At 70.0% G+C, this 24,344-nt stretch carries 21 protein-coding genes; 9 read left to right on the top strand and 12 right to left on the bottom strand.

The features are described from left to right. Positions 1–253: 253 nt before the first annotated feature. A complete protein-coding gene (gene dtd, locus AB0E94_RS09795; RefSeq protein WP_360324568.1) occupies positions 254–673 on the top strand; it encodes a D-aminoacyl-tRNA deacylase in 420 nt (139 codons plus the stop codon). Here the strand turns inward: dtd and AB0E94_RS09790 are convergent. After that, positions 670–1,458, bottom strand: a complete 789-nt coding sequence (locus AB0E94_RS09790) for a sporulation protein (RefSeq protein ID WP_360324468.1) — start codon at positions 1,456–1,458, stop codon at positions 670–672. The genes dtd and AB0E94_RS09790 overlap by 4 nt on opposite strands. Positions 1,459–1,711: 253 nt before the next feature. Here AB0E94_RS09790 and sigB point away from each other — a divergent pair, with 253 nt between their 5' ends. Next, positions 1,712–2,683: an RNA polymerase sigma factor SigB gene (sigB, locus tag AB0E94_RS09785; RefSeq protein ID WP_360324565.1), complete on the top strand. Its 972-nt coding sequence runs from the start codon at positions 1,712–1,714 to the stop codon at positions 2,681–2,683. Between the two features lies 1 nt (position 2,684). Here sigB and AB0E94_RS09780 read toward each other — a convergent pair whose 3' ends face one another. Further along, positions 2,685–5,240, bottom strand: coding sequence for a GNAT family N-acetyltransferase (locus AB0E94_RS09780; RefSeq protein WP_360324466.1), 2,556 nt, complete (start codon positions 5,238–5,240; stop codon positions 2,685–2,687). A 3-nt stretch (positions 5,241–5,243) separates the two neighbouring features. Further along, on the bottom strand, positions 5,244–6,425 hold the full coding sequence (locus AB0E94_RS09775) for an acetoin utilization protein AcuC (protein ID WP_360324464.1): 1,182 nt from the start codon (positions 6,423–6,425) through the stop codon (positions 5,244–5,246). A gap of 151 nt (positions 6,426–6,576) precedes the next feature. Between AB0E94_RS09775 and AB0E94_RS09770 the strand changes: the two genes are divergently transcribed. Then, positions 6,577–7,266: a metal-dependent transcriptional regulator gene (locus tag AB0E94_RS09770; protein ID WP_360324563.1), complete on the top strand. Its 690-nt coding sequence runs from the start codon at positions 6,577–6,579 to the stop codon at positions 7,264–7,266. Between the two features lie 482 nt (positions 7,267–7,748). Here the strand turns inward: AB0E94_RS09770 and AB0E94_RS09765 are convergent, their stop codons facing one another. Then, a complete protein-coding gene (locus AB0E94_RS09765; protein WP_360324462.1) occupies positions 7,749–8,318 on the bottom strand; it encodes a hypothetical protein in 570 nt (189 codons plus the stop codon). A 66-nt stretch (positions 8,319–8,384) separates the two neighbouring features. Then, on the bottom strand, positions 8,385–8,606 hold the full coding sequence (locus AB0E94_RS09760; protein WP_360324460.1) for a DUF5522 domain-containing protein: 222 nt from the start codon (positions 8,604–8,606) through the stop codon (positions 8,385–8,387). 53 nt (positions 8,607–8,659) lie between these two features. On the opposite strand from AB0E94_RS09760, the gene AB0E94_RS09755 reads away from it, so the two are divergent. The 4 genes from AB0E94_RS09755 (at position 8,660) to AB0E94_RS09740 (ending at position 11,676) form a co-directional block, all read left to right on the top strand. Then, a complete protein-coding gene (locus AB0E94_RS09755) occupies positions 8,660–9,115 on the top strand; it encodes a hypothetical protein (protein ID WP_360324458.1) in 456 nt (151 codons plus the stop codon). Next, on the top strand, positions 9,115–10,017 hold the full coding sequence (locus AB0E94_RS09750) for an alpha/beta hydrolase (protein WP_360324456.1): 903 nt from the start codon (positions 9,115–9,117) through the stop codon (positions 10,015–10,017). Before AB0E94_RS09755 ends, AB0E94_RS09750 begins: the two co-directional genes overlap by 1 nt. 81 nt (positions 10,018–10,098) lie before the next feature. Then, positions 10,099–10,647, top strand: a complete 549-nt coding sequence (locus tag AB0E94_RS09745; RefSeq protein WP_360324454.1) for a hypothetical protein — start codon at positions 10,099–10,101, stop codon at positions 10,645–10,647. Positions 10,648–10,716: 69 nt separating this feature from the next. Further along, complete coding sequence (locus AB0E94_RS09740) at positions 10,717–11,676, top strand: SGNH/GDSL hydrolase family protein (protein WP_360324452.1); 960 nt, start codon at positions 10,717–10,719, stop codon at positions 11,674–11,676. A 138-nt stretch (positions 11,677–11,814) separates the two neighbouring features. Here the strand turns inward: AB0E94_RS09740 and AB0E94_RS09735 are convergent, their stop codons facing one another. From AB0E94_RS09735 to AB0E94_RS09725, 3 genes are all read right to left on the bottom strand, one after another. Beyond that, positions 11,815–14,712, bottom strand: coding sequence for a vitamin B12-dependent ribonucleotide reductase (locus AB0E94_RS09735; protein ID WP_360324450.1), 2,898 nt, complete (start codon positions 14,710–14,712; stop codon positions 11,815–11,817). An 82-nt stretch (positions 14,713–14,794) separates the two neighbouring features. Beyond that, positions 14,795–15,313, bottom strand: coding sequence for a transcriptional regulator NrdR (nrdR, locus tag AB0E94_RS09730; protein WP_093619981.1), 519 nt, complete (start codon positions 15,311–15,313; stop codon positions 14,795–14,797). Positions 15,314–15,655: 342 nt separating this feature from the next. Further along, positions 15,656–15,793 carry a hypothetical protein gene (locus tag AB0E94_RS09725; RefSeq protein ID WP_360324448.1) on the bottom strand — a complete coding sequence of 46 codons (138 nt, stop codon included), beginning with the start codon at positions 15,791–15,793 and terminating at the stop codon, positions 15,656–15,658. Between the two features lie 249 nt (positions 15,794–16,042). Between AB0E94_RS09725 and lexA the strand changes: the two genes are divergently transcribed. Beyond that, positions 16,043–16,819: a transcriptional repressor LexA gene (gene lexA / locus AB0E94_RS09720; RefSeq protein ID WP_360324446.1), complete on the top strand. Its 777-nt coding sequence runs from the start codon at positions 16,043–16,045 to the stop codon at positions 16,817–16,819. A 983-nt stretch (positions 16,820–17,802) separates the two neighbouring features. On the opposite strand, the gene AB0E94_RS09715 is transcribed toward lexA, so the two are convergent. Continuing rightward, positions 17,803–19,569, bottom strand: a complete 1,767-nt coding sequence (locus AB0E94_RS09715) for a hypothetical protein (RefSeq protein WP_360324444.1) — start codon at positions 19,567–19,569, stop codon at positions 17,803–17,805. Between the two features lie 92 nt (positions 19,570–19,661). Then, positions 19,662–21,074 (bottom strand): GTPase HflX, encoded by a 1,413-nt coding sequence (gene hflX, locus AB0E94_RS09710; protein ID WP_360324442.1) that lies wholly within the window; start codon positions 21,072–21,074, stop codon positions 19,662–19,664. Positions 21,075–21,226: 152 nt separating this feature from the next. Between hflX and AB0E94_RS09705 the strand changes: the two genes are divergently transcribed. Then, positions 21,227–22,687, top strand: coding sequence for an NAD-dependent malic enzyme (locus AB0E94_RS09705; protein ID WP_360324440.1), 1,461 nt, complete (start codon positions 21,227–21,229; stop codon positions 22,685–22,687). A gap of 88 nt (positions 22,688–22,775) precedes the next feature. Here AB0E94_RS09705 and AB0E94_RS09700 read toward each other — a convergent pair whose 3' ends face one another. After that, entirely contained in the window at positions 22,776–23,498 is a 723-nt protein-coding gene (locus tag AB0E94_RS09700) for a glycerophosphodiester phosphodiesterase family protein (RefSeq protein WP_360324438.1), read from the bottom strand. Continuing rightward, complete coding sequence (gene dapF, locus AB0E94_RS09695; RefSeq protein WP_360324436.1) at positions 23,498–24,343, bottom strand: diaminopimelate epimerase; 846 nt, start codon at positions 24,341–24,343, stop codon at positions 23,498–23,500. The genes AB0E94_RS09700 and dapF overlap by 1 nt, the downstream gene beginning before the upstream one ends. Position 24,344 lies beyond the last annotated feature (1 nt).

Genomic DNA, 24,344 nt, shown 5'->3' with positions numbered 1-24,344 from the left:
ACGTCGGTCGCTCACCATCGGAGCTCACATTTCGGCGGCCCTCTCCGACCAGGCAAATCCTGGCACCGCCCGAAAGCCCGACGAGGAGATATTCACCGAGTTCACGGCGGCGCCCGGCACCCTCCGGGGCTGACGGACGACTCGGCTACCGTCAGCGGCGTCGCCGAGGACAGCGAAGCGGCGTCACCGAAGACCGGAAACGGCGTCGCCGAGAACGGGCGGGCGATGTCGCCGAGGATGGGAAGTGGAGCACATGCGGGCGCTGGTGCAGACCGTGAGCCGGGCGAGCGTGACCGTGGACGGGACGATCGTCGGCAAGATCGAGGACGGCCTGCTGGTGCTGGTCGGCGTGACCCACGACGACACCCCGGCCAAGGCCGCCGAACTGGCCCGCAAGACGTGGGAGCTGCGGGTCCTGGACGACCGTTCGGCCGCCGACCTGGGCGCGCCGCTGCTGGTGGTCAGCCAGTTCACCCTCTACGGCGACGCGCGTAAGGGCCGCCGGCCCAGCTGGAGCGCGGCCGCGCCGGCCGAGGTCGCCGAACCGTTGATCGAGGAGTACGTGAAAGCACTGCGCGCCCGGGGAGCGACGGTCGAAACCGGCCGCTTCCGGGCGCACATGCTCGTCGAATCGGTGAACGTCGGACCGTGCACGGTCCTGCTGGAGCTCTAGAAGAAGAGCCCGCGGCGTGAGGCGGACTGGCGCAGCCACTGGTCGAGCCGGGACACCCAGTCGATCTGGTCGGCGGTCGCGTAGTCGACGTCGAAGCTGCCGAACGCGTCGTGCCCCTCGGTGAAGACGCCGCCGCGCTTGTCCAGCTCCAGGATCACCTGGAGTTTCTGCGGCGTCGGCAGGAAGGTCAGCTCCAGCTGGTTGATACCGCTCGCGTACTGCGGCGGCGGGTAGAACTCGATCTCCTGATAGAACGGCAGATGCTGCTCCACCCCGTAGACCCGGCCCTGCTCGACATCGGCCTTGCTGAACCGGAAACCGATCTGGAGCAGCGCGTTGAGGATCCGCTCCTGGGCCGGCAGCGGGTGCACGGCCACCGTGTCCAGGTCCGACTTGTCGACCGCGCGAGCCACCTCGAGCTCGGTGGCCAGGCCCATCGTCATACCGTGCAGGTGCTGGCCGTACACCTCGGTGATCGGGGTCTGCCAGGGCACCTCGAATCGGAACGGCACGTCGTGGCGCACGCCGGGCTCCAGTTTGAACGAACCGGTCAGGCGCTGACGGTGGAACTCCTGGTTCGACTGGTACTCACTGTCGCCGCTCTCCACCTCGACCCGGGTCATCAGGCCGATCGCCACATACTCGATGTCGACCGCGTGGTCGCCACCGACCACGTGGACCTGACCCTCGAGGTAACCGCCGGGATAGGTGTTCGGATTGGTCAGCACGGTGTCGACAGACGGGCCGCCAACGCCGAGCGCTTGCATCATTCGCTTGAAGACCACGCAGATCCCCTCCTAGGGCCATGCACATTATCGAGTTCCGGCAAATTCTCCGGTGGCCCGGACACGCACGTTGTCGGTTTGACGACGTCAGGCTTCTCCCCGATTCATGCCACCTGGACGCTGGCCTCACCTCCGCTTAACGCGCCACGGACGAAGCTAGCCCTCACACCGGCACGGATGCGGCTGGTTCGCACGAGACGTTACTCGGGGGAGGGGACTCCAAGTGGTCCTGAACATGAAGGCGTCGGAGTCCATGGCGGCTGAGGACAGCATGACCGACGATGTCGAGCCGCTGGCCGACCTGGACGCCACGGACGAGCGCGGGGTTTCCGCCGACCTGGTCCGTGCCTACCTCAACGGCATCGGCCGGACCCGGCTGCTGACCGCGGTCGAGGAGGTCACGCTCTCCAAGCGCATCGAGGCGGGCCTCTACGCCGAGGAGAAGCTGCCGGCGGCGCCCGCCGACCTGGCGCCTCTTCTGCGGGTCATCGCCGCGGAGGGCAAGGCCGCCAAGAACCACCTGCTCGAGGCCAACCTGCGCCTCGTGGTCAGCATCGCGAAGCGGTACACCGGCCGCGGCATGGCCTTCCTCGACCTGATCCAGGAGGGCAACCTCGGCCTGATCCGCGCGGTCGAGAAGTTCGACTACACCAAGGGCTACAAGTTCTCCACGTACGCCACCTGGTGGATCCGGCAGGCCATCACCCGCGCCATGGCCGACCAGGCCCGCACCATCCGTATCCCGGTGCACATGGTCGAGCAGGTCAACCGCATGGTCCGCTGCCGCCGCGACCTGGCCGCCCAGCTCGGCCGGGAGCCCAGCATCGCCGAGATCGCCAAGGCGATGGACGTGCCGGAGTTCCAGGTCATCGAGCTGATCTCGTACGACCGCGAGCCGGTCAGCCTGGACCAGGCGGTCGGTGAGGACGGCGAGAGCGCCCTCGGTGACTTCGTCGCCGCCGTCGACCCGAACGTGCCCGGTGAGGGCCACACCCAGGGCGAGCTCCGCAGCGAGGTGGAGATCGTGCTGTCCACCCTCTCCGAGCGGGAGTCCGCGGTGATCCGGCTGCGCTTCGGCCTGGACGACGGCCGGCAGCGCACCCTCGACGAGGTGGGCCGCGAGTTCGGGCTCAGCCGCGAGCGGATCCGCCAGATCGAGAAGGTGACGATGCTGAAGCTTCGTGACCCGGAGCGGGCGTCCCGCCTCGAGGCCTACGCCTCCTGATCTAAACGCTTCTCAACCTCCGGGGGCCGGTGTCCGGCCGGGCCCCCGGATCGCCGAACTCGATCGCGGCATGCAGCACGGACCAGCCGTCCGGGCGGGCCAGCACCGGGTTCAGCGTCAGCGACCGGACCCGCGGGTGCTCGTCGGCCAGCCGGCCCACCCGCAGCAGCAGATCGATCAGGGCGGCCCGGTCCACCGGGGTGGACCCGCGGTAACCGTGCAGCAGCGGGGCCGCCCGTGGCTCGTCGACAAGCGCCTCGGCGGCCCGGTCGGTGAGCGGCGCGGCCCGCCACGCCAGATCGCCCAGCAACTCACTGGCGACGCCACCGAGGCCGAAACCGATCACCGGGCCGAACGCCGGATCCTCGACCATCTCCACCGTGCAGGCGACACCCGGCGGCACCATGGTCTGCACCAGGACGTCCGGGCCGAACGCGCCGGCCAGTTCGCCGTACGCCGCTCGTACCCCCGGCTCGTCGGAGACCGCGAGGCGCACCGCGCCGAGGTCGATCCGATGCCGCAAGGCCCCTCCGGCCGCCTTGAGCGCGACCGGGAAGCCCAGCTGGACCGCCGCGGCGATGGCCTCGTCGACGCTGTGCGCGAGCGTCGACGGCAGCACCCGGATGCCGTAGGCGGCGAGCAGGCCGGTCGGTGACTCGGCGGCGACCGCGGCCTCCGCGGCGACCGGATCCACACCGGACAGGGCCGGCATGACCCCGGGCGGGCGGCGCAGCCAGTCGGCGTAACCCATCACCCGGGACAGCGCGCGGACCGCCTCCTCGACCGACGGATACGCGGGCACCCGCGGCGGCGCCTGGCCGAAGACCATCGTCGCGACCGTCGGTTTCTCACCGGCCAGGGCCACACTCGCCAGCGCGGCGGCGAAATCCGCGTCCTCGTCGGCGTGCCGGCCCGGCATCGGCGGCGCGAAGACCACCACCAGCGCGTCCACCGACGGGTCCACGGACGCGTCGGCGAGCGTGTCGGCGAGATCATGGGCGCCCGCCTCCGGGCCGGTGTCGCGCGGGTAACCGTCGGCCACCACCAGCCCGGCCGACCGGCAGGCGACCACCGCCAGCTCGGCCAGCGCCGACGAGTTGCCGACCACCGCGACCCGCCGGCCGGCCGGCAGCGGCTGGTGGGCGAGCAGCATGCCGACGTCGAAGAGCTCCTGGACGGTGTCCACCCGGATCACCCCGGAACGGGCGAACAGGGCGGTCACCGCGTGCGCGTCGGGGCTCGGCGCATCACCCGAGAGGCCCGGCGGGCGGGTCGCCGAGGCCACCGCCACCACCGGTTTGACCCGGCTGATCCGGCGGGCCAGCCGGGCGAACTTGCGCGGGTTGCCGAAGGTCTCCAGATAGAGCAGGACCACGTCGGTGCCCGGATCGTCCTGCCAGTACTGCAACAGGTCGTTGCCGGAGACGTCGGCCCGGTTACCCGCCGACACGAAACTGGACAGGCCCAGACCACGCCGGTCGGCCTCGGCCAGCAGGGCGACACCGAGCGCTCCGCTCTGACTGAAGAAGCCGACCCGCCCCGCCTTCGGCAGGCGTGGTGAGAGGGTGGCGTTCAGCCGTACCGAAGGATCGGTGTTGGCGATCCCGAAGCTGGACGGGCCCACCACCCGCAACCCGGCCGCTCTCGCCGCCTCGACCAGGCCGCGCTGCTGCGCGGCGCCCTCCGGGCCGGTCTCGGCGAAGCCTGCCGAGACCACCACCCCGCCGCCCGCGCCCGCGCGGGCGGCATCCGTCCCGGCTTCCGCCACCCGGTCGGCCGGCACGGCGATCAGGGCCAGGTCGATCGGCACACCGGCGTCGACAGCGCTGCGGTACGCGGTGAGCCCGGCCACCCGGTCGGCGGAGGGATGCACCGGAACCACATGCCCGGTGTAGCCGCCGTCGCGCAGATTGCCGAGCATGTGCGCGCCGATCCCGTGGCCGGTGGCGCTGGCGCCGTAGACGACGATGCCCCGGGGTGCGAGCAGCCGGGCGATCGAGCGGGCCTCGGTCAGGTGCTCGCGGGACTCCTGCACCTCACGCGACTTCTCGGTCGGCTCGATCGGGAAGCTCAGGTGCACCACGCCGTCGGCGTAGCGGCGCTGCACCTGGTAGCCGGTGTCGCCGAAGACCCGCAGCATCCCGTTGTTCTCCGGGAGGACCTCGGCGACGAACCTGGTGATCCCGTTCTCCCGGGCCGCATCGGCCAGGTGCTCCAGCAGCACCGACCCGATCCCCCGGCCCTGATGCGCGTCCTCCACCACGAACGCGACCTCGGCCTCCGGCGAGTCCAGGCCGAGCCGTTCATACCGCCCGACCGACGTGATCCGGCCGTCGGCGAGCGTCACGAACGCCTCCCGGTCACGGTGGTCGACGTTGACGAAACGCTGGAGGTCACGCTCCGGGATCCGGGGGTACGGCGAGAAGTAACGCAGGTAGCGGGTGCGGTCGCTCATCCGGGAGTGGAAGTCCACGATGGCCGGAGCGTCCTCCGGCCGGATCCGGCGCAGGTGGACGGCCGTCCCGTCGGAGAGGAGAACGTCTGCGCTGCGCTCCATGAGTCAATCCCGGGGATCGTGGGGGTCCAGGCCGTGCAGCGGGAAGACCGCGGTCCGGGTGGCGAGAACGGCCCGGTCCACCGGGTCGTCGCTCGTCCCCGGCCAGGACTCCAGCGGGGGCTCGGTCCCGTCGGTCATCGCCTCCGGAATGGTAGCCCCCGGACGGCGGGCGGCGGCCAGCGCGCGCCACCGCTGCGGGATGCGTGTCTCCGGCGCCAGCGGCTCCCCGGTGGCCACCGCGAGCAGGTGCGCCCAGGCCCGCGGAACCACTTCGACAAGTGCGTACCCACCGCCGCCGGTGGCCACCCAGCGGCCGTCGCAGACCTCGTCGGCGAGCGCGCGCATGGCGATGTACGTGGCCCGCTGCCCGTCCACCGACAGCCGCAGGTCGGCCAGCGGGTCGAGCCGGTGGGCGTCGGCGCCGCACTGGCTGATGATGATCTCCGGGGCGAAGGCGCGGACCACCGACGGCACCACCGCGTGGAAGGCCCGCAGCCAGCCGGCGTCCCCGGTGCCGGGTGGCAGCGCCACGTTGACCGAGGTGCCCTCCGCGTTCGGCCCGCCCGTCTCGTCGGCGAAGCCGGTGCCCGGGAAGAGTGCCAGCGGCGACTCGTGCAGGCTGATCGTGAGCACCCGCGGGTCGTCGTAGAAGGCGGTCTGCACCCCGTCGCCGTGGTGCACGTCGACGTCGATGTACGCCACCCGCTGCGCGCCCTGCTCCAGGAGCCAGGCGATGGCCACGGCCGGGTCGTTGTAGACGCAGAAGCCGGCCGCCCGGGCGGGCATCGCGTGGTGCAGGCCGCCCGCCACGTTCACCGCGCGGCGGGCCACGCCGTGCCACACCGCCTGGGCCGCGGCCAGGGTGGCGCCGCAGATCCGGGCGGAGGCCTGATGCATGTCGTCGAAAACGGGATTGTCCGGAGTGTTCAGTCCCCAGCCGGAGAAGAACGGATCGATCGGGGCGATCCGGACCGCGTCCAGATAGTCGACGCGATGCACCCGAGTGAGATCGATCTCACTTGCCTCCGCCGGCACGATCATCTGGACCCCGGGGCGGTCCAGGATGCCCAGGTCCCGGGCGAGGGCCATGGTCAGCTCGACCCGCACCGGATTGAGAGGATGATCGCCCATGTCGTACTCGAGCAGGGCACTGTCCCAGACCACCGCAGTCGTGTCGTCCGCCATGCCCGCCATGCTGCCATGCGCCGGACGTCCCCCGGTCGTGGCGATGTGCTGTTAGCACACCTGTTCCGCCGTCGGGTAGGGTCGTCAGGCACTTGTCCGGGGCGGAGGTCAACCCTGCGCAACGCGGTATTATCGCTGCTGGGAGGGCCGCATCGTGAACGATCTCGTCGATACCACTGAGATGTACCTGCGCACCATTCTCGAGCTTGAAGAAGAAGGTGTGCCCGCGCTTCGCGCCCGGATCGCCGAGCGCCTGCACCAGAGCGGTCCCACGGTCAGCCAGACCGTCGCGCGGATGGAGCGCGACGGCCTCCTCACCGTCGAGGGCGACCGCCACCTCGTGCTCACCGACCTCGGCCGCGCTTCGGCGGTCGCGGTCATGCGTAAGCACCGGCTCGCCGAGCTGCTTCTCGTCAACGTCATCGGGATGCCCTACGAGGAGGCCCACGAGGAGGCCTGCCGCTGGGAGCACGTGATGAGCGACGCCGTCGAGAAGCGGGTCTACGAGCTGCTCAACAAGCCGACCCGCTCGCCGTATGGGAACCCGATCCCCGGTCTCGACCAGCTCGGCGCTCCGGACGACACGGCCGATCTCCTGGTCCACGGCGAGCGCAACCTGGCGTTCCCGGGGCTCACCGGCAGCGTCGTCATCCAGCGCATCTGCGAGAGCGTGCAGACCAACTCGGATGTGCTGCGCCAGCTGCACGCCGCCGGGATCAACCCGGGCACGACGGTGACGGTGGCCCAGGAGCGCGACGGCGTGACCATCGACGGCTCGGCCGGCGACAAGATCCGGCTGCCGCGTGAGGTGGCGTCGCGGGTCTTCGTGGCGGCGCGCTAGTCGCCACGTCGTTTCGTTCGTCAGGCCGGGCGGCTCGGTTGCGCCCGGCCTAGCCGTTCGTTTCACCCGGGGTGGTCGCTCGCTTCGCCCGGCCTAACCGTTCGCTTCGCCCGCCGTGGTCGCTCGTTTCGCCCGGCGTGGCCGTTCGCTGTGGCCGTTCGTTGTGGCCAGTGCGGTGTCCGCCAACCTTCGCCGGGTCGCTCCTCCGCCGCTCGCGGATCTTGCACGAATCTTCACCCTCGCGCCGATCTTGCAGCCCTTTCCACGCCCCGACGGGAATAAAGCTGCAAGGTCTCCCCCGCGTAATGGACCTTGCACGACAAATCACACCCGGACATGAAGAAACGTGCAAGATCGCCGCGAGGGCGGGGAACCACGCAAGATCGCCGCATGGGTGGGGAACTGTGCAAGATCGGCGCGAGGGTGGGGAACCGTGCAAGATCGCCGGGCGCGGGGTCCGGTGAAGGCTGGGGGACGGAGTCCTAGCCGTTCGTTGTGCTCAGGGCCTTCGCCAGCTCCAGGAGCTTCTTGTCCATGTCCTTCACGTCGGCCGCCGTGGCGTCCTTCGCGAAGGTGAAGCGGAGCGTCTGGAGCTGCCTGGCCTCGCTCAGCCAGCCGATCTCCACGGTGGGGCCGTGCCCGCCGGTCGCCTTGGAGTCGAGGCGGTAACCGGCCCGGCCCAGACCGGTCAGTTTCGTCGCCTTCTCCGGCATCCGGGTGTCGAGGAAGATCGTCGCGTTCGCCTTCGTGGTCTCCACGACCGACAGCGCCAGGTCGGGCCAGGGCGCGGAGAGCGTCTGCACCACACAGGTCGAGGTGTCCTCGATCTGGTCGGCGGCGGCCACCGCGAACCGGATGCCGATCATCTGCTCGATGAAGTCGTAATCCCACAGGATGCACGCGCCACCGGCGGACGCGGCCGGCAGTTCGGCCAGGTCCTCGGCTGGCGCGGCCGGAGTCACGATGGTGGCGTCCTCGTCGGCGGAACCGCCGCTGCAGCCGGACACGGCGAACAGCACGGCGGCGCCGAGCGCGGCCAGACGTGTGGGCACTTGCGATCCTCCCCGGGGGCGGGCGCACACACCGTACTGAACGGGAGCCGATCACGGAAGGGGCGGTCAGGGGCCGCCCACATACGGGCAGTGACGACAGCCGCGGGAGCAGCAGGTCCCCCGGGCCGACAGGAATCCGGCGGTCAGCACGAAAAGGCCGGATTCCGGATCGAGATAGCCGGCCTGGCCCGCGTCGAGAGCAGCGGAGTGCGCGGCGAGGATCTCGGCCCGGCGCGGATGGTCCGGCGCGAGGCGGGACGGATGCGGCTCGGTCAGTGGACGGTTCACCTCTCGGACCATATCGCTTGACACTCGCTGTCAAGTAGTAGAAGGATGCTCTCATGGACCTCGCCGGGCAGCTGCTCCGCCTGCTCGACAACCGCCTGCTCGACCCACTGGAGATCCTCCTCGAGGACGACCGGCCGGGCGACGCGATCCGCACACTGCTGCGGCGGCGGGTGACCGAGTGGGCCGAGGTGCTCGAGCACGGCGACGACACCGCCGCGGTCCACGTCATCGCCCGGCTGATCGGCACTCTCTACCCCAGCGACCAGGGCTTTCACCCGCCTGCCGACTGGTGGCGCACCCCGCTCGGGCAGGTCGTGGTCCGGCGGGCCGGGCATCCGTACGCGGTCTCGGTCTCGCTCTCGACAGCCGGCGCGATGCTCGGCATCAGCCGGCAGGGCGTGCACGACCTGGTCCGCCGCGGCCGGCTGCCCCGCCATCCGGACGGCGGCGTGCCCGTCGCCGCCATCCGCGACCGGCTCCGCAACACCCCGCCCACCGAGGAGTCCTGATGATCAACGACCGTCTGATCGACGCCGGCAGCGTGCAGCTCGCCGTCCGTGACTTCGGCGGCGACGACCCACCGCTGCTGCTGGTGCACGGCGCCGGCGGCAACCTGGCCCAGATGACCACCCTGGCCCGGGCGCTGCGCCCGCACCACCGGGTGGTCACGCTCGACCTGCGCGGCCACGGCCGCTCCGCCGACGGCGACTGGAGCTGGGACGCCGCGCTCGGCGACCTCGCCGCCGTCTGCGTCCAGCTGGAGCTGGAGCGGCCCGCGGTCGTCGGCCACTCGCTCGGCGGCATGCTGGCCGCGCTCTGGGGCCAGCGGCACCCCGAGTCGCCAGGCGTCGTCAGCCTGGACGGCAACCCGCCACCCACCCGGCCCGATCAGCTGCCCGGCCTCGACCCGGAGAAGGCCGCCGCCGAACTGGCCCGGCTGCACGCCGTCTTCGACGCCGTCGAGGCCACCGCCGGCCAGGTGATCCCGGCCGACCAGTTGCCCGACCTGGTGGAGCGCCAGCAGATGGCGGCGCGCGACATGGGCGCCAACGAGAAGGTGTGGGTCGAGGGCTTCCGGCGCAACCTGGTCCACCTCGGCGGCGAGACGTCGATCCGCCCGTCAGCCGCGATCACCAGCCAGCTGCGCACCGCGATGAACGAGCTGGACCTGACTCCGGTCTACGCCGCGACCACCTGCCCCGAGCTGGTCGTGCTGCCCACCCGCAACCTGCCCCAGCAGGAGCCGTTCGCCGAGCTGTACGCGGCACACCGCCGTTTCCTGGTCGAGCAGGCGCAGTCGGTCCCGCACCTGCGTCATCTCTCCCTGTCCGACGCCTCCCACGCCATGGTGATCGAGCAGCCCACCCTGCTCGCGAAAGTGATCACCGACTTCCTCACCGAGCATCGATAGGGGGTCTTTTCCGGCGCGGTCCCGCCACATCCGACAATGTGCGTCGACGGGGGTGGGAACACGGTCGGGAAGGAGAGCCGGATGGCCGGCCCGGAGGATCTACAGGCGGAGGCGCGCGCACTGCTGGCGCTGCTGGAGCCGCTGGGACCAGTCATGCCCACCGGCAGCTTCGTCTCGGGGCTGATGGTCTGGCGCGACCTCGACGTGATGCTCACCGGCGGCCCGGAGTTCGGCCCGGCGGAGGTGGTCGAGCTGCTGGGCCGGGCCGTGACGATTCCCGGCCTGACCGGTTTCGATTACCGCGACGAGCGGGGCGACAGGTCACCCACCGGGCTGCCCCGGGAGGAGCGGCACCACGTCGTCCTCACCGTCGGCGAGTGGCGGGTCGACCTCTCCATCTGGCTGAACGACGATCACGCCGACGGCAGCCAGTGGCACCGGGAGCTCGCCGGCCGGCTGACCGACGAGGAACGGCAGGCGATCCTCGCCATCAAGACGGCCTGGCACCAGCGCCCGGAGTACCCGGGTGAGGTCGGCGGCTTCGACATCTACACCGCTGTCCTGGAGCACGGAGTGCGTACCGCTGTGGAGTTCGGTGTCTGGTTGCGAACCAGGGGCAACATCCACTGACCGGGTCAGTCGCCCGTCCGGGCCCGCCGATACCCATGCGTAGGTATCGGCACTCCAGGATGGGCAGAGATGACGCGTTACCGGCTCGGCATGTTCGCTGCTTCGTTGGCGGGGCTCCTGTCCTGCACCGGCCTTGCAACTCCGGCGGCGGCCATGCCCGCCGACGCGCCGCTGCGGATCATGCCGCTCGGCGACAGCATCACCGTCGGGGTCGGATCGCCGGGCAAGAACGGCTGGCGGGCCGACCTCCAGCGGCGGCTGCGGGACGCCGGCGTGTCAGCCGACTTCGTCGGATCGGAGAACGAGGGCACCACCGGCGACCTCGACCACGAGGGGCACGGCGGCTGGACCATCGAGCGGATCGCCGGGATCGTCGACCGGAGCCTGGCCACGTACGAGCCGGATGTCGTCCTGCTGCACGCCGGCACCAACAACATCACCCGGTCCGATGACCCGGTGGCGGCGGCCGGCAAGCTGTCCGCTCTGATCGACCGGATCCAGGCCGGGGTGCCGCACGCGGAGATCTACGTCGCGAAGATCATCGGCACGGCGGTCGCCTCCGAGGTCCCGGCGAACCGGGCCTACAACGCCCTGATCCCCGGCGTCGTCGAGGAGAAGGGTCCGCAGGTGCACCTGGTGGACCAGTCCACGGTCAACGGGCTGGACATCTACGACGCGCACCACCCGAACGAGTTCGGCTACCGCAAGATGGCCTACACCTGGTACGAGGCGATGCGCGACACGCTGCACCCGGAGTGGCCGGGCACCGGGAACCCGTTCAAGGCCCGCCAGGCGTTCCTGTGCCACGCCAAGAGCAAGACGGAACGGGACTGCCGTACCTGGCACCTGCGCCGGGTGATCGTGTCGCAGAAGGACGGTCAGACGGTCACGGCGGAACGCTGGCAGACCGTGCGGACGTTCACCGAGCGGATCCGGGTCTGGGTGCCCGGCCACTACAAGCAGGGACGCTGGGTGCCCGGCCGGTACGTGGTCCAGAACCGCCGTATCAACCGCTGGTCCAGCGTCTGAACACTCCTCGAACGGCCGGTCGCCCTCAGCGGCCGGCCGTTCGCGTGTGGCCGTACCGCTCAGAAATGAACCGCTCGGAAATGAAACGTCCCCCGGACCGTGACGGTCCGGGGGACGTTTTTCTCAGTGCTTCAGGGCTCAGCTGCAGCCCGACGTGGAGCCGCAGCCCTCACAGACGTAGCAGCTGCCGGCCCGGCGCATCTTCGTGCCGCAGGTGAAGCAGAGCGGCGCGTCGGCGGCGTGGCCGGTGACGATCTCCAGCAGCTCGGTCGAGGAGCCGGCCTTGACCGGCGCCGTCTCCGGAGCGGTCGAGGCCTTCACCTCGGCCACCGTGACCTTGGCGTTCGCCGGAGCGGGCGAGACCGGCGCGGAGGCGGCCAGGCCGGCCAGTTCCTCGGCCGCCTCAGCGGCCGCCGCCTCGGCAGCGGCCTGCGCGGTCCGCTCCTTGACGGTGAAGATGCCGAGCTCGGCCCGCGTCTCGTACGGCAGGAAGTCCAGCGCCAGGCGACGGAAGATGTAGTCCATCACCGAGGTCGCCATGCGCACGTCCGGGTCGTCGGTCATACCGGCCGGCTCGAAGCGCATGTTGGTGAACTTGCTGACGAACGTCTCCAGCGGGACGCCGTACTGGAGCCCTATCGAGATCGCGACCGAGAAGGCGTCCATGACACCGGCCAGGGTGGAACCCTGCTTCGACATCTTGAGGAAGACCTCGCCGAGACCGTCGTCCGGGTAGGACGACGCGGTGAGGTAGCCCTTGGCGCCGGCGACCGAGAACGACACCGTCTCCGACGTCCGCTTCTTCGGCAGGCGCTTGCGGATCGGGCGGTACTCGATCACCTTCTCGATGATCTTCTCGACTTCGGCGGCGGGAAGGACCGGGGCCTCGACCTCGGTGGTCTTCTTCTTGGCGGCCGACAGCGGCTGGCCGACCTTGCAGTTGTCGCGGTAGATCGCGAGCGCCTTGAGACCCAGCTTCCAGCCCTGGTAGTGGATCTCCTCGATCTCCTCGACGGTCGCCGTCTCCGGCATGTTGACCGTCTTCGAGATCGCGCCGGAGATGAACGGCTGCACCGCGGCCATCATCTTGACGTGGCCGATCGGGGAGATCACCCGCTCGCCCATGGCGCAGTCGAAGATCGCGTAGTGCTCCGGCTTGAGACCGGGGGCGTCGACGACGTTGCCGTGCTCGGCGATGTGCTCGACGATCGCCTCGACCTGCTCCTCCGGGTACCCGATGCTGCGCAGGGCCCGCGGAACCGTCTGGTTGACGATCTGCATCGAGCCGCCGCCGACCAGCTTCTTGAACTTGACCAGGGCCAGGTCGGGCTCGATGCCGGTGGTGTCACAGTCCATCATCAGGCCGATGGTGCCGGTCGGCGCGAGGACCGAGGCCTGCGCGTTGCGCCAGCCGTTCTTCGCGCCGATCTTGTTGCCGGTCTGCCACTGGCGGGTCGCCTCACGAAGGATCTCGGTGGCGGCGGCGCCCAGCGGGCGGACCTCGTCGTTGGCCGCGGCGTGCTTGCGCATGACGCGCTGGTGCGCCTCGGCGTTGCGGGCGTAGCCGTCGTACGCGCCGACGACACCGGCCAGCTCGGCCGAACGACGGTAGGCGGTGCCCGTCATCAGCGAGGTGATCGCCGCGGCGACGCTACGGCCACCCTCGGAGTCGTACGGCAGACCCGACGCCATGAGCAGCGCGCCGATGTTCGCGTACCCGATGCCGAGCTGGCGGTAGGCCCGGGTGGTGACACCGATGCGCTCGGTCGGGAAGTCGGCGAAGCAGATCGAGATGTCCATCGCGGTGATGATGAACTCGACGCTCTTGACGAACTTCTCCACCTCGAAGCCACCGTCGGCCTTGAGGAACTTCATCAGGTTGAGCGAGGCCAGGTTGCAGGACGAGTCGTCCAGCGACATGTACTCCGAGCACGGGTTGGACGCGGTGATCCGCCCGGTCTCGGGGTTGGTGTGCCAGTCGTTGATGGTGTCGTCGTACTGGAGGCCGGGGTCGGCGCACTCCCAGGCGGCCTGGGCGATGCCACGGAACAGCTTCTTGGCGTCGATGGTCTCGATGACCTCGCCGTCGAGGCGGCCGCGCAGACCGAACTCGGCGCCGTTCTCGTACGCCGTCATGAACTCGTCGCTGACCCGCACCGAGTTGTTGGCGTTCTGGTACTGCACGGAGACGATGTCGGCGCCGCCCAGGTCCATGTCGAAGCCGGCGTCCCGCAGCGCGCGGATCTTGTCCTCCTCGCGCGCCTTCGTCGAGACGAACTCCTCGATGTCCGGGTGGTCGACGTCGAGGATGACCATCTTCGCCGCGCGCCGGGTGGCCCCGCCGGACTTGATGGTGCCCGCGCTGGCGTCCGCGCCGCGCATGAAGCTGACCGGGCCGCTCGCCGTCCCCCCAGACGACAGCAGCTCCTTGGACGACCGGATCCGGGACAGGTTGACACCCGAACCGGAGCCGCCCTTGAAGATCAGGCCCTCTTCCTTGTACCAGTCGAGGATCGAGTCCATCGAGTCGTCGACCGACAGGATGAAGCAGGCGCTGACCTGCTGCGGCGACTTGGTGCCGACGTTGAACCAGACCGGCGAGTTGAAGCTGAACACCTGGTGCAGCAGCATCCAGGTGAGCTCGTGGTCGAACAGCTCGGCGTCCGCCGCGGTGGCGAAGTAGCCGTGCTCCTCGCCCGCCTTGCGGTAGGTCTGCACGACCCGGTCGATGAGCTGCTTCAGCGACCACTCCCGCTCGGGCGTCCCCACCGCGCCCCGGAAGTACTTGGTCGTGACGATGTTCGCCGCGTTCACGCTCCAGAACGCGGGGAACTCGACGCCACGCTGCTCGAAGTTGATCGAGCCGTCGCGCCAGTTGGTCATGACGACGTCGCGGCGTTCCCACTCGACCTCGTCGTACGGGTGAACGCCCTCGCTCGTCCAGACCCGCTCCACTCGCAGCCCCCCGGCCGCCGCGCCGCCGCCGCCGTTGGTCCGGCTGCGCTGGCGACCTGCAGTGATGCCGTCTCCGGCCATATGGATGTGCTCCCCCTCGTTGGTACCGCTACAAATGAGTCGGTAAGAAGTGCCTCGGGCTGAGGCCGGCCGAACTGACGCCTCAGCCGTTCAGCTTGGGTGCGCGTCCCCCGGACCGCGGCGCGACAGGATGTCGCGTCCCGGGCTCCCGGTCGGGGCCGGCTTCGCGCAGCGCGGCGATCTCCTTCTCGAATTCGTCGAGAGAGTCGAACGACTTGTACACGCTGGCGAACCGGAGGTAAGCCACCTGGTCGAGCTCACGTAACGGCGTGAGGATCGCCAGGCCCACGTCGTGGCTGGGGATCTCGGCGGCGCCGCGGGCCCGGACGGCTTCCTCCACGCGCTGCGCCAGCTTCGCGATGGAGTCCTCGTCGACGGGCCGGCCCTGACAGGCCTTGCGCACACCACTCATGATCTTGGTCCGGCTGAAGGGCTCGGTGACGCCACTGCGCTTGACCACCGCGAGGACGGCCTCCTCGACGGTGGTGAACCGCTTGCCGCACTCGGGGCACGATCGGCGGCGACGGATCAGCTGACCGTCGTCGGCCTCACGCGAGTCGACCACGCGCGAATCGGCGTGACGACAGTACGGGCAGCGCACCGCGATCTCCCTCCGGAACCCTCCCGCCGGAGTTTCGGGCATGCCGAAACGCAGCGCCACCAGCCTCAGGGACGACTGGTTGCGCTGTGGATAACCGGTGAGAAGGAAACCCAACCTGTGGATGACTTACATCCGTGTAACCACTAGATGTTGGGGTAGACGCTAGGCCCCGGCGGACGCCGATGCAAGTTCAGCAGTGTGCCGACGCGCCGTATTTTCCGCCTCACCACCTGGGGTGATGACACCATCACGCGCAGCGGCCGGATCGAGCGGAACGACGCGCCGAAGAATCGGGCAGCACACCCGACGGAGATCAAACCGAGGGCACCCCGGACCGCGAGGTCAGCCCTGGGATGCGGAGGTGAGGAGGACGACATACGCCAGCGCGACGGCGGCGAAGAAGAGACTCAGCAGCACCACCCGGCCACGGCGGGTGAGGCGCAGCGGCGGCTCGGCGTGTCGCGCACCACTGACCGTCATGAGAAGACCCCTCTCGGACACCCGTTCGATAGAACGCCCGTACGAGGGTTTATCAGAACGGGGGTACGAAAGTCGAGCCCTGTGGAGCGACACGCCGGGGAAATCTCGTACAGATGTTTGAATATGTCGGACCTGCACACTAGGTTTTCCGAGAAGAGGGGTCAGCCGGACGCACGCCATCCCCACGGCGTCGACCGGCTCCGCGACGCACCACGTGCCGTCAGGCACTTGGCCGACAGGGAGGGCGACGTGTCGACCGAAGACCGCACCAGCCGACAGCAGCAGACCAGGAAGCCCGAGACGGCCCGGCGCCGCACCACGCCGACCAGGTCCCGCGGCTCGGACGCGCCGCAGCTACGCGCGGTCACACCCATCGGTCACGTGCCGGAAGTGGTCGCCTCCGATCTGACCGCGCGCCAGCGGCGGATCCTCGAGTTCATCCGGGACTGGGTGGAGAAATACGGCTACCCGCCGAGCGTCCGTGAGATCGGCGAGGCGGTCGGCCTGGTCTCCCCGTCCAGCGTGGCCTACCAGCTGAAGGCCCTGGAGACCAAGGGCTACCTGCGCCGCGATCCGAACCGGCCACGCGCCGTCGACGTCCGCGCGCCGGGCGAGCTGGTCGACGACGAGGCGTTGCGGGCGGCCCGCCCGCAGCCCGCCTACGTGCCGCTGGTCGGCCGGATCGCCGCCGGTGGCCCGATCCTCGCCGAGCAGTCGGTGGAGGAGTTCTTCCCGCTGCCGCGCGAGCTGGTCGGCGAGGGCGACGTCTTCATGCTCGAGGTCAAGGGCGACTCGATGATCGACGCCGCGATCTGCAACGGCGACTGGGTGGTGGTGCGCCAGCAGCCCAACGCCGAGGCGGGCGACATAGTCGCCGCGATGATCGACGGCGAGGCCACGGTCAAGAGCTACCGCCAGCGCGACGGCCACGTGTGGCTGATGCCGGCCAACCCGGCCTTCGACCCGATCCCGGGCGACGACGCCACGATCATGGGCCGTGTGGTGGCCGTCCTCCGCCGAGTCTGAATAACCACAAACCGGACGCCGGACAATTCCGGCGTCCGGCCCGAACCCGCGAGGCTCACCTCACAGCAGTCAGTCTTTCCTCGGCGGTACGGTCCACGCACCCCCACCCACAAAAAGGCATCCACCCAGCCCCCAGTGCTATCCGAGAACCACCCAACCGGACAGCCGGGACGGGACCTCCTCGCTTGGGCCGGAAGATCGACAGCAACTGCTACTGAAGCTCAGCGAGTCGCTCTTCGACGAACCCCTACCAATGCTGGACGACAGCCGGGACCCTGGGCCGTCGCTGGGCGCTGGAATGTGTGCCGTTTGACCGCGCTGGACAACGGCCGAGACCGCCAGCCGTCGCTGAGCACTGCAATGCGCCCCGCTTAACCGCGCTGAACAACGGCCGAGACCGCCAGCCGTCGCTGAGCACTGCAATGCGTCCCGCTTAACCGCGCTGGACAACGGCCGAGACCGCCAGCCGTCGCTGAGCACTGGAATGTGTGCCGTTTAACCGCGCTCAGCGACGGCCGGTGGGGTCGCGGGAGCACGTGACATGTCGCAGCACCGACGAACAACGACCAGCGCACACAGTCGCCGATCGTGGGCTTCTGTCGTCGTCGGACCAGGGGCGGGCGCACACGCACGGCCGTTCGTGTGCGTTCATCCGTGCCAGGGCGACTACCGGAGCACGCACAACGCCAACGTGTGCGCCTGCCACCGCTCGACCCGGCTGTGTCAGCAACACCGTGCCGCCGAGAGATCAAACCAACCCGGAACGGCCCGGCCAGCCCGGTACCGGCGGACAGACACGGGGCTTGGGCGGTTCTGCTACTGGGTGGGGCGGACGCAGGAAAGGCCGGCAGCACAGTGCGGGGGCGGATGCAGGAAGGCCGGCACCACAGTGCGCGGGTGGACGTGGAAGGCCGGCACCGCAGTGCGCGGGTGGACGTGGAAGGCCGGCACCGCAGTGCGGGGCCGGCCTTCAGGCGGATCGGTTACTGGCGGCCGTCGGAGCCGTTGGGGCGGCCGCCGCCGTATACGCCGTTCGGACGTTGGGCCTGGCCCTGCGGGCCTCTGGGCGGCTGCTGGCCACCGTAAACGCCGCCACCACCGCCTCCGCCGCCACGGCCGGGGGGCTGTTGCGGACCACGCGGGGGCTGCTGCTGCGGGTTACGGGGCGGAGCCTGCTGCGGATTACGGGCCGGATGCTGCTGCGGGCCACCACGGCCCGGCGCCTGCTGCGGACCACGCGGGGGCTGCTGCTGCGGGTTACGGGGCGGAGCCTGCTGCGGATTACGGGCCGGATGCTGCTGCGGACCGCCACGGCCCGGCGCCTGCTGCGGACCGCGCGGAGGCTGACCGGCCGGGCGGGCGTACTGGGGGCCGCCGCCACCCTGCCCACCGCCGCCCTGGCCGCCGGCGCCGCCCTGACCGCCCGAGCCGCCGTAGACCGGGCCGCTGCCACGCTGCGGACCGCCGCCACCGCCCGAGGCCGGGCCGGACTTGGCACCGTAGACCGGGCCGCCACCGCCCGGGCGGCCCGAGCCGTAGGCAGCGCCGCGCTGCGGAGCGCCGCCGACACCGATGAGCTCGGTCTCCGGGTCGCCCTTGGCGATCCCGCCGGACGGCAGGTCGTCGACGGCCGAGGACAGGCCCTGCGGGGACCGGCGGAACCGGACGATCCCGAAGACGCCCGCGCCGACCAGGATCAGGCCGAGGACACCGATGCCGCCGACCATGTAGGTGACGTCGTCGATGGTGAGGTTCGAATACCAGGAGTCGCCGCTGCCGCTCTTGCCGGATTTCTCCGACTTCACCGCGACCGTGGTGGCCGGCGTGTACTCCCGGATGTGGTTGGCGACGTCAGTCTTGCCGCTCATGTCCGAGACCGTGTAGAAGAGCTTGCCGTCGGGGCTGTACGCGATGCCCTCGCCGAGCGGCTCGTTCGGCAGGCCGGTGGTGCGCGGCTCCTTCTTCAGCGCGGCGAGCACGTCGCCGCCCGTCACGTCCCACTCGAGGGCGTCGGTGTAGGTGCGCAGCACCACCTTGGTGGCGCCCTGGCTGACCGCGCCGCCGGTGATCGTCTTGTTGCCGATCCGGGCGATCGGGTTGCCGGCCGTCTCGGTGGCCGAGGGCTGGATCTCGCCGACCCGCGCCATCGGCACCGGGGTCTCGTTGTTCTTCTTCAGCGCGGCGGTCGGCTTGTAGATGCCGGCGGGCGCGCCGATCTCCTTGGTGACGATCATCGGGGTGCCGTCGCCGTCGAAGATGAGCGCCTCGGCGTCGTGCTTGTCCTTGGCGGGGTAGCTGACCCGGTGGATGGTCGCCTCACCGGTGCCGTTGACCGGGATGCTCCAGAGCGCGACGTGCGGGCGCACGTTGTTCGGGTCGTTGCGCACGTTGTTGTCGCCGAAGTCGCCGATCCACAGCGTCCCCCCGTCCGGCGAGAGGACGATGTCCTCGACGTCGAGTGGCGTGCCGTTGAAACCCGACTCCTTGGTCTTCTTGCACTCACGATTGAGGAAGAAGATCTTGGGAGTGACGCCCTCGCGCCCGTCGTTGACGACGACGAAACCGTTCTTGGTGGCCACGATCCCGGAGAGCTCGGTGAGCTGGGTGTCCGCGATCTTGCAGAGCTTCTTGCCGGGCGTCGACTTGGCGCTGACGGTGGGCGCGGGAGTCGGGTCCTCGGCGGACGCGCTGGAGGAGCCGACCATTACCAGACCGATGGCCACGATGGTCGGAAACACGAGACGCCGCATCCGCACAGTGTCGCACGCGACGTCTCGTGCCGGTATTACGTGTGGATCAACACAGGAAACTGCTCCCGTGAAGTCCGATTTACGCGTACTGATCAGCTCCGAAAACCGGACAGCTCGGCAGCGAACTGCTCATCGACGCGCACTGAGAGTTCCGTCCCATCGTCCAGATGCCGGGATTGCAGCACCTGACCGGACCGGTGCACGCGGGCGACCAGGTCACCCCGGTCGTACGGGATGAGGACCCGCATCTCGACCGCGGGCCGGGGCAGCCGGTCGGCGATCGCCTTGTGCAGCTCGGTGATGCCGGCGCCGGACCGGGCGGACACGAAGATCGCCTCCGGCCAGTTCCGCTTGAGCCGGAGCACTGTCTCCTCGTCGGCCGCGTCGACCTTGTTGATCACCAGCAGCTCGGGGAGCTGGTCGGCGCCGACCTCGCTGAGCACCTCGCGGACCGCGCTGACCTGACCCTCCGGGTCCGGATGAGCGCCGTCGACCACGTGCACCACCAGATCGGACTGGCCGACCTCCTCCAGCGTCGAGCGGAACGCCTCGACGATGTGGTGCGGCAGGTGCCGGACGAACCCGACCGTGTCGGAGAGCGTGAACTCCCGTCCGTCCTCCGCGGCGGTGCGCCGGGTGGTCGGGTCGAGGGTGGCGAACAGCGCGTCCTCCACCAGCACGCCGGCCTGGGTCAGCCGGTTGAGCAGGCTCGACTTGCCCGCGTTGGTGTAACCGGCGATGGCCACGGCCGGAACACCGTTGGCGACACGGCGGGAGCGTTTGGTCTCCCGTACCGTCTTCATGGCTTTGATCTCGCGCCGCAGTTTCGCGATGCGGGTGTTGATCCGCCGCCGGTCGGTCTCGAGTTTGGTCTCACCGGGACCACGGGTGCCGACGCCGCCGCCGCCCGAACCGCCACCGGCGCCACCGCCCTGCCGGGACATGGCCTCACCCCAGCCGCGCAGTCGCGGCAGCAGGTATTGCAGCTGGGCCAGCTCGACCTGGGCCTTACCTTCGCGGCTCTTCGCGTGCTGGGCGAAGATGTCGAGGATCAGGGCGGTCCGGTCGACCACCTTGACCTTGATCTGCTCCTCGAGTTTGCGCAGCTGGGACGGGGACAGCTCACCGTCGCAGATGACCGTGTCGGCGCCGGTCATGATGACCACGTCGCGCAGCTCGTCGACCTTGCCGCGGCCGATGAAGGTGGCCGCGTCGGGCTGTTTCCGCCGCTGGATCAGGCCCTCGAGGACCTGGGAACCGGCGGTCTCGGCGAGAGCGGCCAGCTCGGTCAGTGAATTGTCGGCATCTTCCACACTTCCTTCGGTCCACACACCGACGAGGACGACCCGTTCGAGTCGCAACTGCCGGTACTCGACCTCGGTGACGTCGGTCAGCTCGGTGGAAAGACCGGCCACCCGCCTGAGCGAGTGCCGCTCCTCGAGCTCCAGGTCCCCGGTCGTGGGGTCCAGCTCGTCAAGGACGGGTGTCTGGTACGTGTTTCGCAAAAGTGACCTCCTACGTCCGATCGTGGCACGTCACGAGAGCGAACGCATCCGCATAACTCCACCTGACCCACGAGTAACCACCGAGCGGCGAGCCGATATTCCGCAAGAGCGACAATCTGAGGACTCACCCCACCAACGTCGGAGGGAACACCGTGGTGACCACCCGCCTGCCGAGCGCAGGATTCTCGATCACGATCCGCATCGCCGTTACCGCGGACGCCTCGTCCATCGGCCGGCTCACCACCTGTGTGGGTGAAGCCGGGGCGATCGTGACGGCGCTGGACGTGGTGGACTCCGACCCCACGCACGTGCTGGTCGACCTCACCTGCGACACCGCCGACGCCGCGCACGCCGACCAGGTCGTCAAGCAGCTGGAGGAGCAGGACGGCGTGGACGTCCGCAAGGTCTCCGACCGGACGTTCCTGCTGCACCTGGGCGGCAAGATCGAGGTGTCGTCGAAGGTCGCGCTGCGTAACCGTGACGAGCTGTCCCGGGCGTACACCCCGGGTGTGGCAAGGGTCTGCATGGCGATCGCCGAGAACCCGGCGGACGCCCGGCGCCTCACCATCAAGCGCAACACGGTCGCCGTGGTCAGCGACGGCTCGGCCGTGCTCGGCCTGGGCAACATCGGCCCGGCCGCGGCGATGCCGGTGATGGAGGGCAAGGCCGCGCTGTTCAAACGGTTCGGCGGCGTCGACGCCTGGCCTGTGGTCCTCGACACTCAGGACACCGACGAGATCGTGGCGATCGTGAAGGCGATCGCCCCGGCCTACGGCGGCATCAACCTGGAGGACATCGCGGCGCCCCGCTGCTTCGAGATCGAGGCGCGGCTGAAGGAGCTGCTGGACATCCCGGTCTTCCACGACGACCAGCACGGCACCGCGATCTGCGTGCTGGCCGCGCTGACCAACGCGATGCGGGTGGTCGGCAAGCGGATGCAGGACGTCAAGGTCGTCGTGTCCGGCGCCGGAGCGGCCGGCACCGCGATCATGAAACTGCTGATGCGGCAGGGTGTCGGCGACATCATCGCGTACGACCGGAAGGGCGCCCTGCACCGCGGGATGCCCGGCCTCAACGAGTCGATGCAGTGGCTGGCCGACCACACCAACAAGGAGAACTACTCCGGCGACCTGCCCGGCGCGATCGTCGGCGCCGACGTCTTCATCGGCGTCTCCGCGCCGAACCTGCTGACCGGTGACGACATCGCCAAGATGGCCGACAAGTCGATCGTGTTCGCGATGGCCAACCCGGACCCCGAGGTCGACCCGCGGGAGGCCCGCAAGCACGCCGCGATCGTCGCGACCGGCCGGTCCGACCAGCCCAACCAGATCAACAACGTGCTGGCCTTCCCGGGTGTGTTCCGGGGCATGCTGGACGCCGCCGCCGAGGAGTTCACCGAGGAGATGGCGCTGGCCGCAGCCCGGGCCATCGCCGACGTCGTCGGCGAGGACAAACTCAACCCCACGGTGATCATTCCGAGCGTCTTCGACCCCAAGGTCACCCCGGCGGTCGCCGCGGCGATCCGGGCGGTCGTCAAGGGCGGGCCGGTTCCGGCCAACCCCGCTGCGCTTCCGGAGAGCGATCTCGACAAGGCTCCGGAGACGACCTTCTAGGGAGTACGGCTGTCGCGCGCCGGGGTCGAGCGGATCTCCGGCGCGCCGCACCCGTATCCCAGGCCGGGCACCGCCGTGTCACCTCGGGTCAGGCGCCGGCCCAGCCGGTCAGCTCGCCGACCAGGTCGGTGATCAGGCCGGCGACGCCCGCGTCGACGAGGGGCCGCCACTGGGCGATGTCGTTCGGCGTCCACGGCATCACGCCGATCCCGGCCGCGGCCAGGGCGGCCATCGTCTCCGGGCCGTTCAGCACGTCGTCGACCGACGGGTTGCAGTAGGCGACGCCCAGCTCCCGGGACAGCTCGACGGTCTCCGCGTCGAACCGGAACAGCAACAGGCCACGACGGGCGTCCGGGGCCACGTCGCGGACCTTGCGGACCACGTCGGCGTCGAAGCTCTGCAGCACCGTGCGGCCCAGCAGGTCACGCTCGGCGAGCTGGGCGACGATCGACTTGACCTCGTCCAGCGTGGCCGGCGGCTTGATCTCGACGAGCAACTCGACAGGCGACGGCGCCAGCAGATCGAGTGTCTCGGCCAGCGACGGCACCCGCAGCCCGGTGAACCCGGCGCCGAACCAGGAGCCCGCGTCCAGGGCGGCGACCTCGTCATAGGTCAGGTCCCAGACCCGGCCCCGGCCGTTGGTGGTGCGGTTCACCGTACGGTCGTGGATCACCACGGGCACGCCGTCCCGGGTCGCCCGGACGTCGAACTCGACGACCGTGGCGCCGGCCCGGACGGCGGCGTTGAAGGCGGGCAGAGTGTTCTCGGGGGCGACCGTGGAATAGCCCCGGTGCGCGACGCGAGCCAGCATCAGAGCACGGCCGCCGGGTCGACGTCACCGTCGGCGACCAGCACCGCCGGGCCTTCCAGCCACCACGCCCCGTCCGCGTCACAGGTCACCAGGACCCGGCCGCCGAGCACGTCCACCGCCACCGAGCCGGTCGTCAGCCCCGCCTCGCGCAGCGCCACCGCGCCGACCGCGAGCGCGCCGGTGCCGCACGACTGGGTCTCGCCGGAGCCGCGCTCGTGCACCCGCATCCGGACGTGCCGGTCGACCCCGGCCAGCGGCTCGGCGGGCTCGACGAACTCCACGTTCACCCCGGCCGGGAACACCTTCGGGTCGTGCAGCGGGGCCCGGGTCAGGTCGAGGGCGGACAGCTCCACCCCGTCGTGCAGGCCACAGACCAGGTGCGGGTTGCCGCAGTCCACCGCGAGCCCGGGAACTGTCAGATGACCGAGAGTGGCGGTGCTTCCCGCGTACACCCTCGGGGTTGTCATCCGTGCGCTGATCGTGCCGTCACCGACGACGGTGACCAGCACCCCGGCCCTGGTCGCCACCGGCAGGCCCGAAGGGCCGGGTGTGGCCAGCCCTTTCTCCAGCAGATAGCGGACGAAGACGCGGAGGCCGTTGCCGCACATCTCGGCGATCGAGCCGTCGCTGTTGTGGTAATCCATGAACCACTCGGCCTCGCCGGCGAAATCGGCGGCCTCCGGGTGCTTGGCGCTGCGCACCACCCGGATCACGCCGTCACCGCCGATCCCCCGGCGGCGGTCGCAGAGCGCCGCGACGAGCGTCGGCGTCAGCTCCAGCTCGCCGTCGGGGTCCGGCAGGAGGACGAAGTCGTTGCTGGTTCCATGGCCCTTGGTGAAACGCACG

The organism is Actinoplanes sp. NPDC026670 (assembly GCF_040638175.1).
In the GTDB taxonomy this organism is placed as follows: Bacteria; Actinomycetota; Actinomycetes; order Mycobacteriales; family Micromonosporaceae; genus Actinoplanes.
The sequence above is the reverse complement of the archived record's forward strand: the minus strand, read 5'-3'. Positions and strand labels throughout refer to the sequence as shown.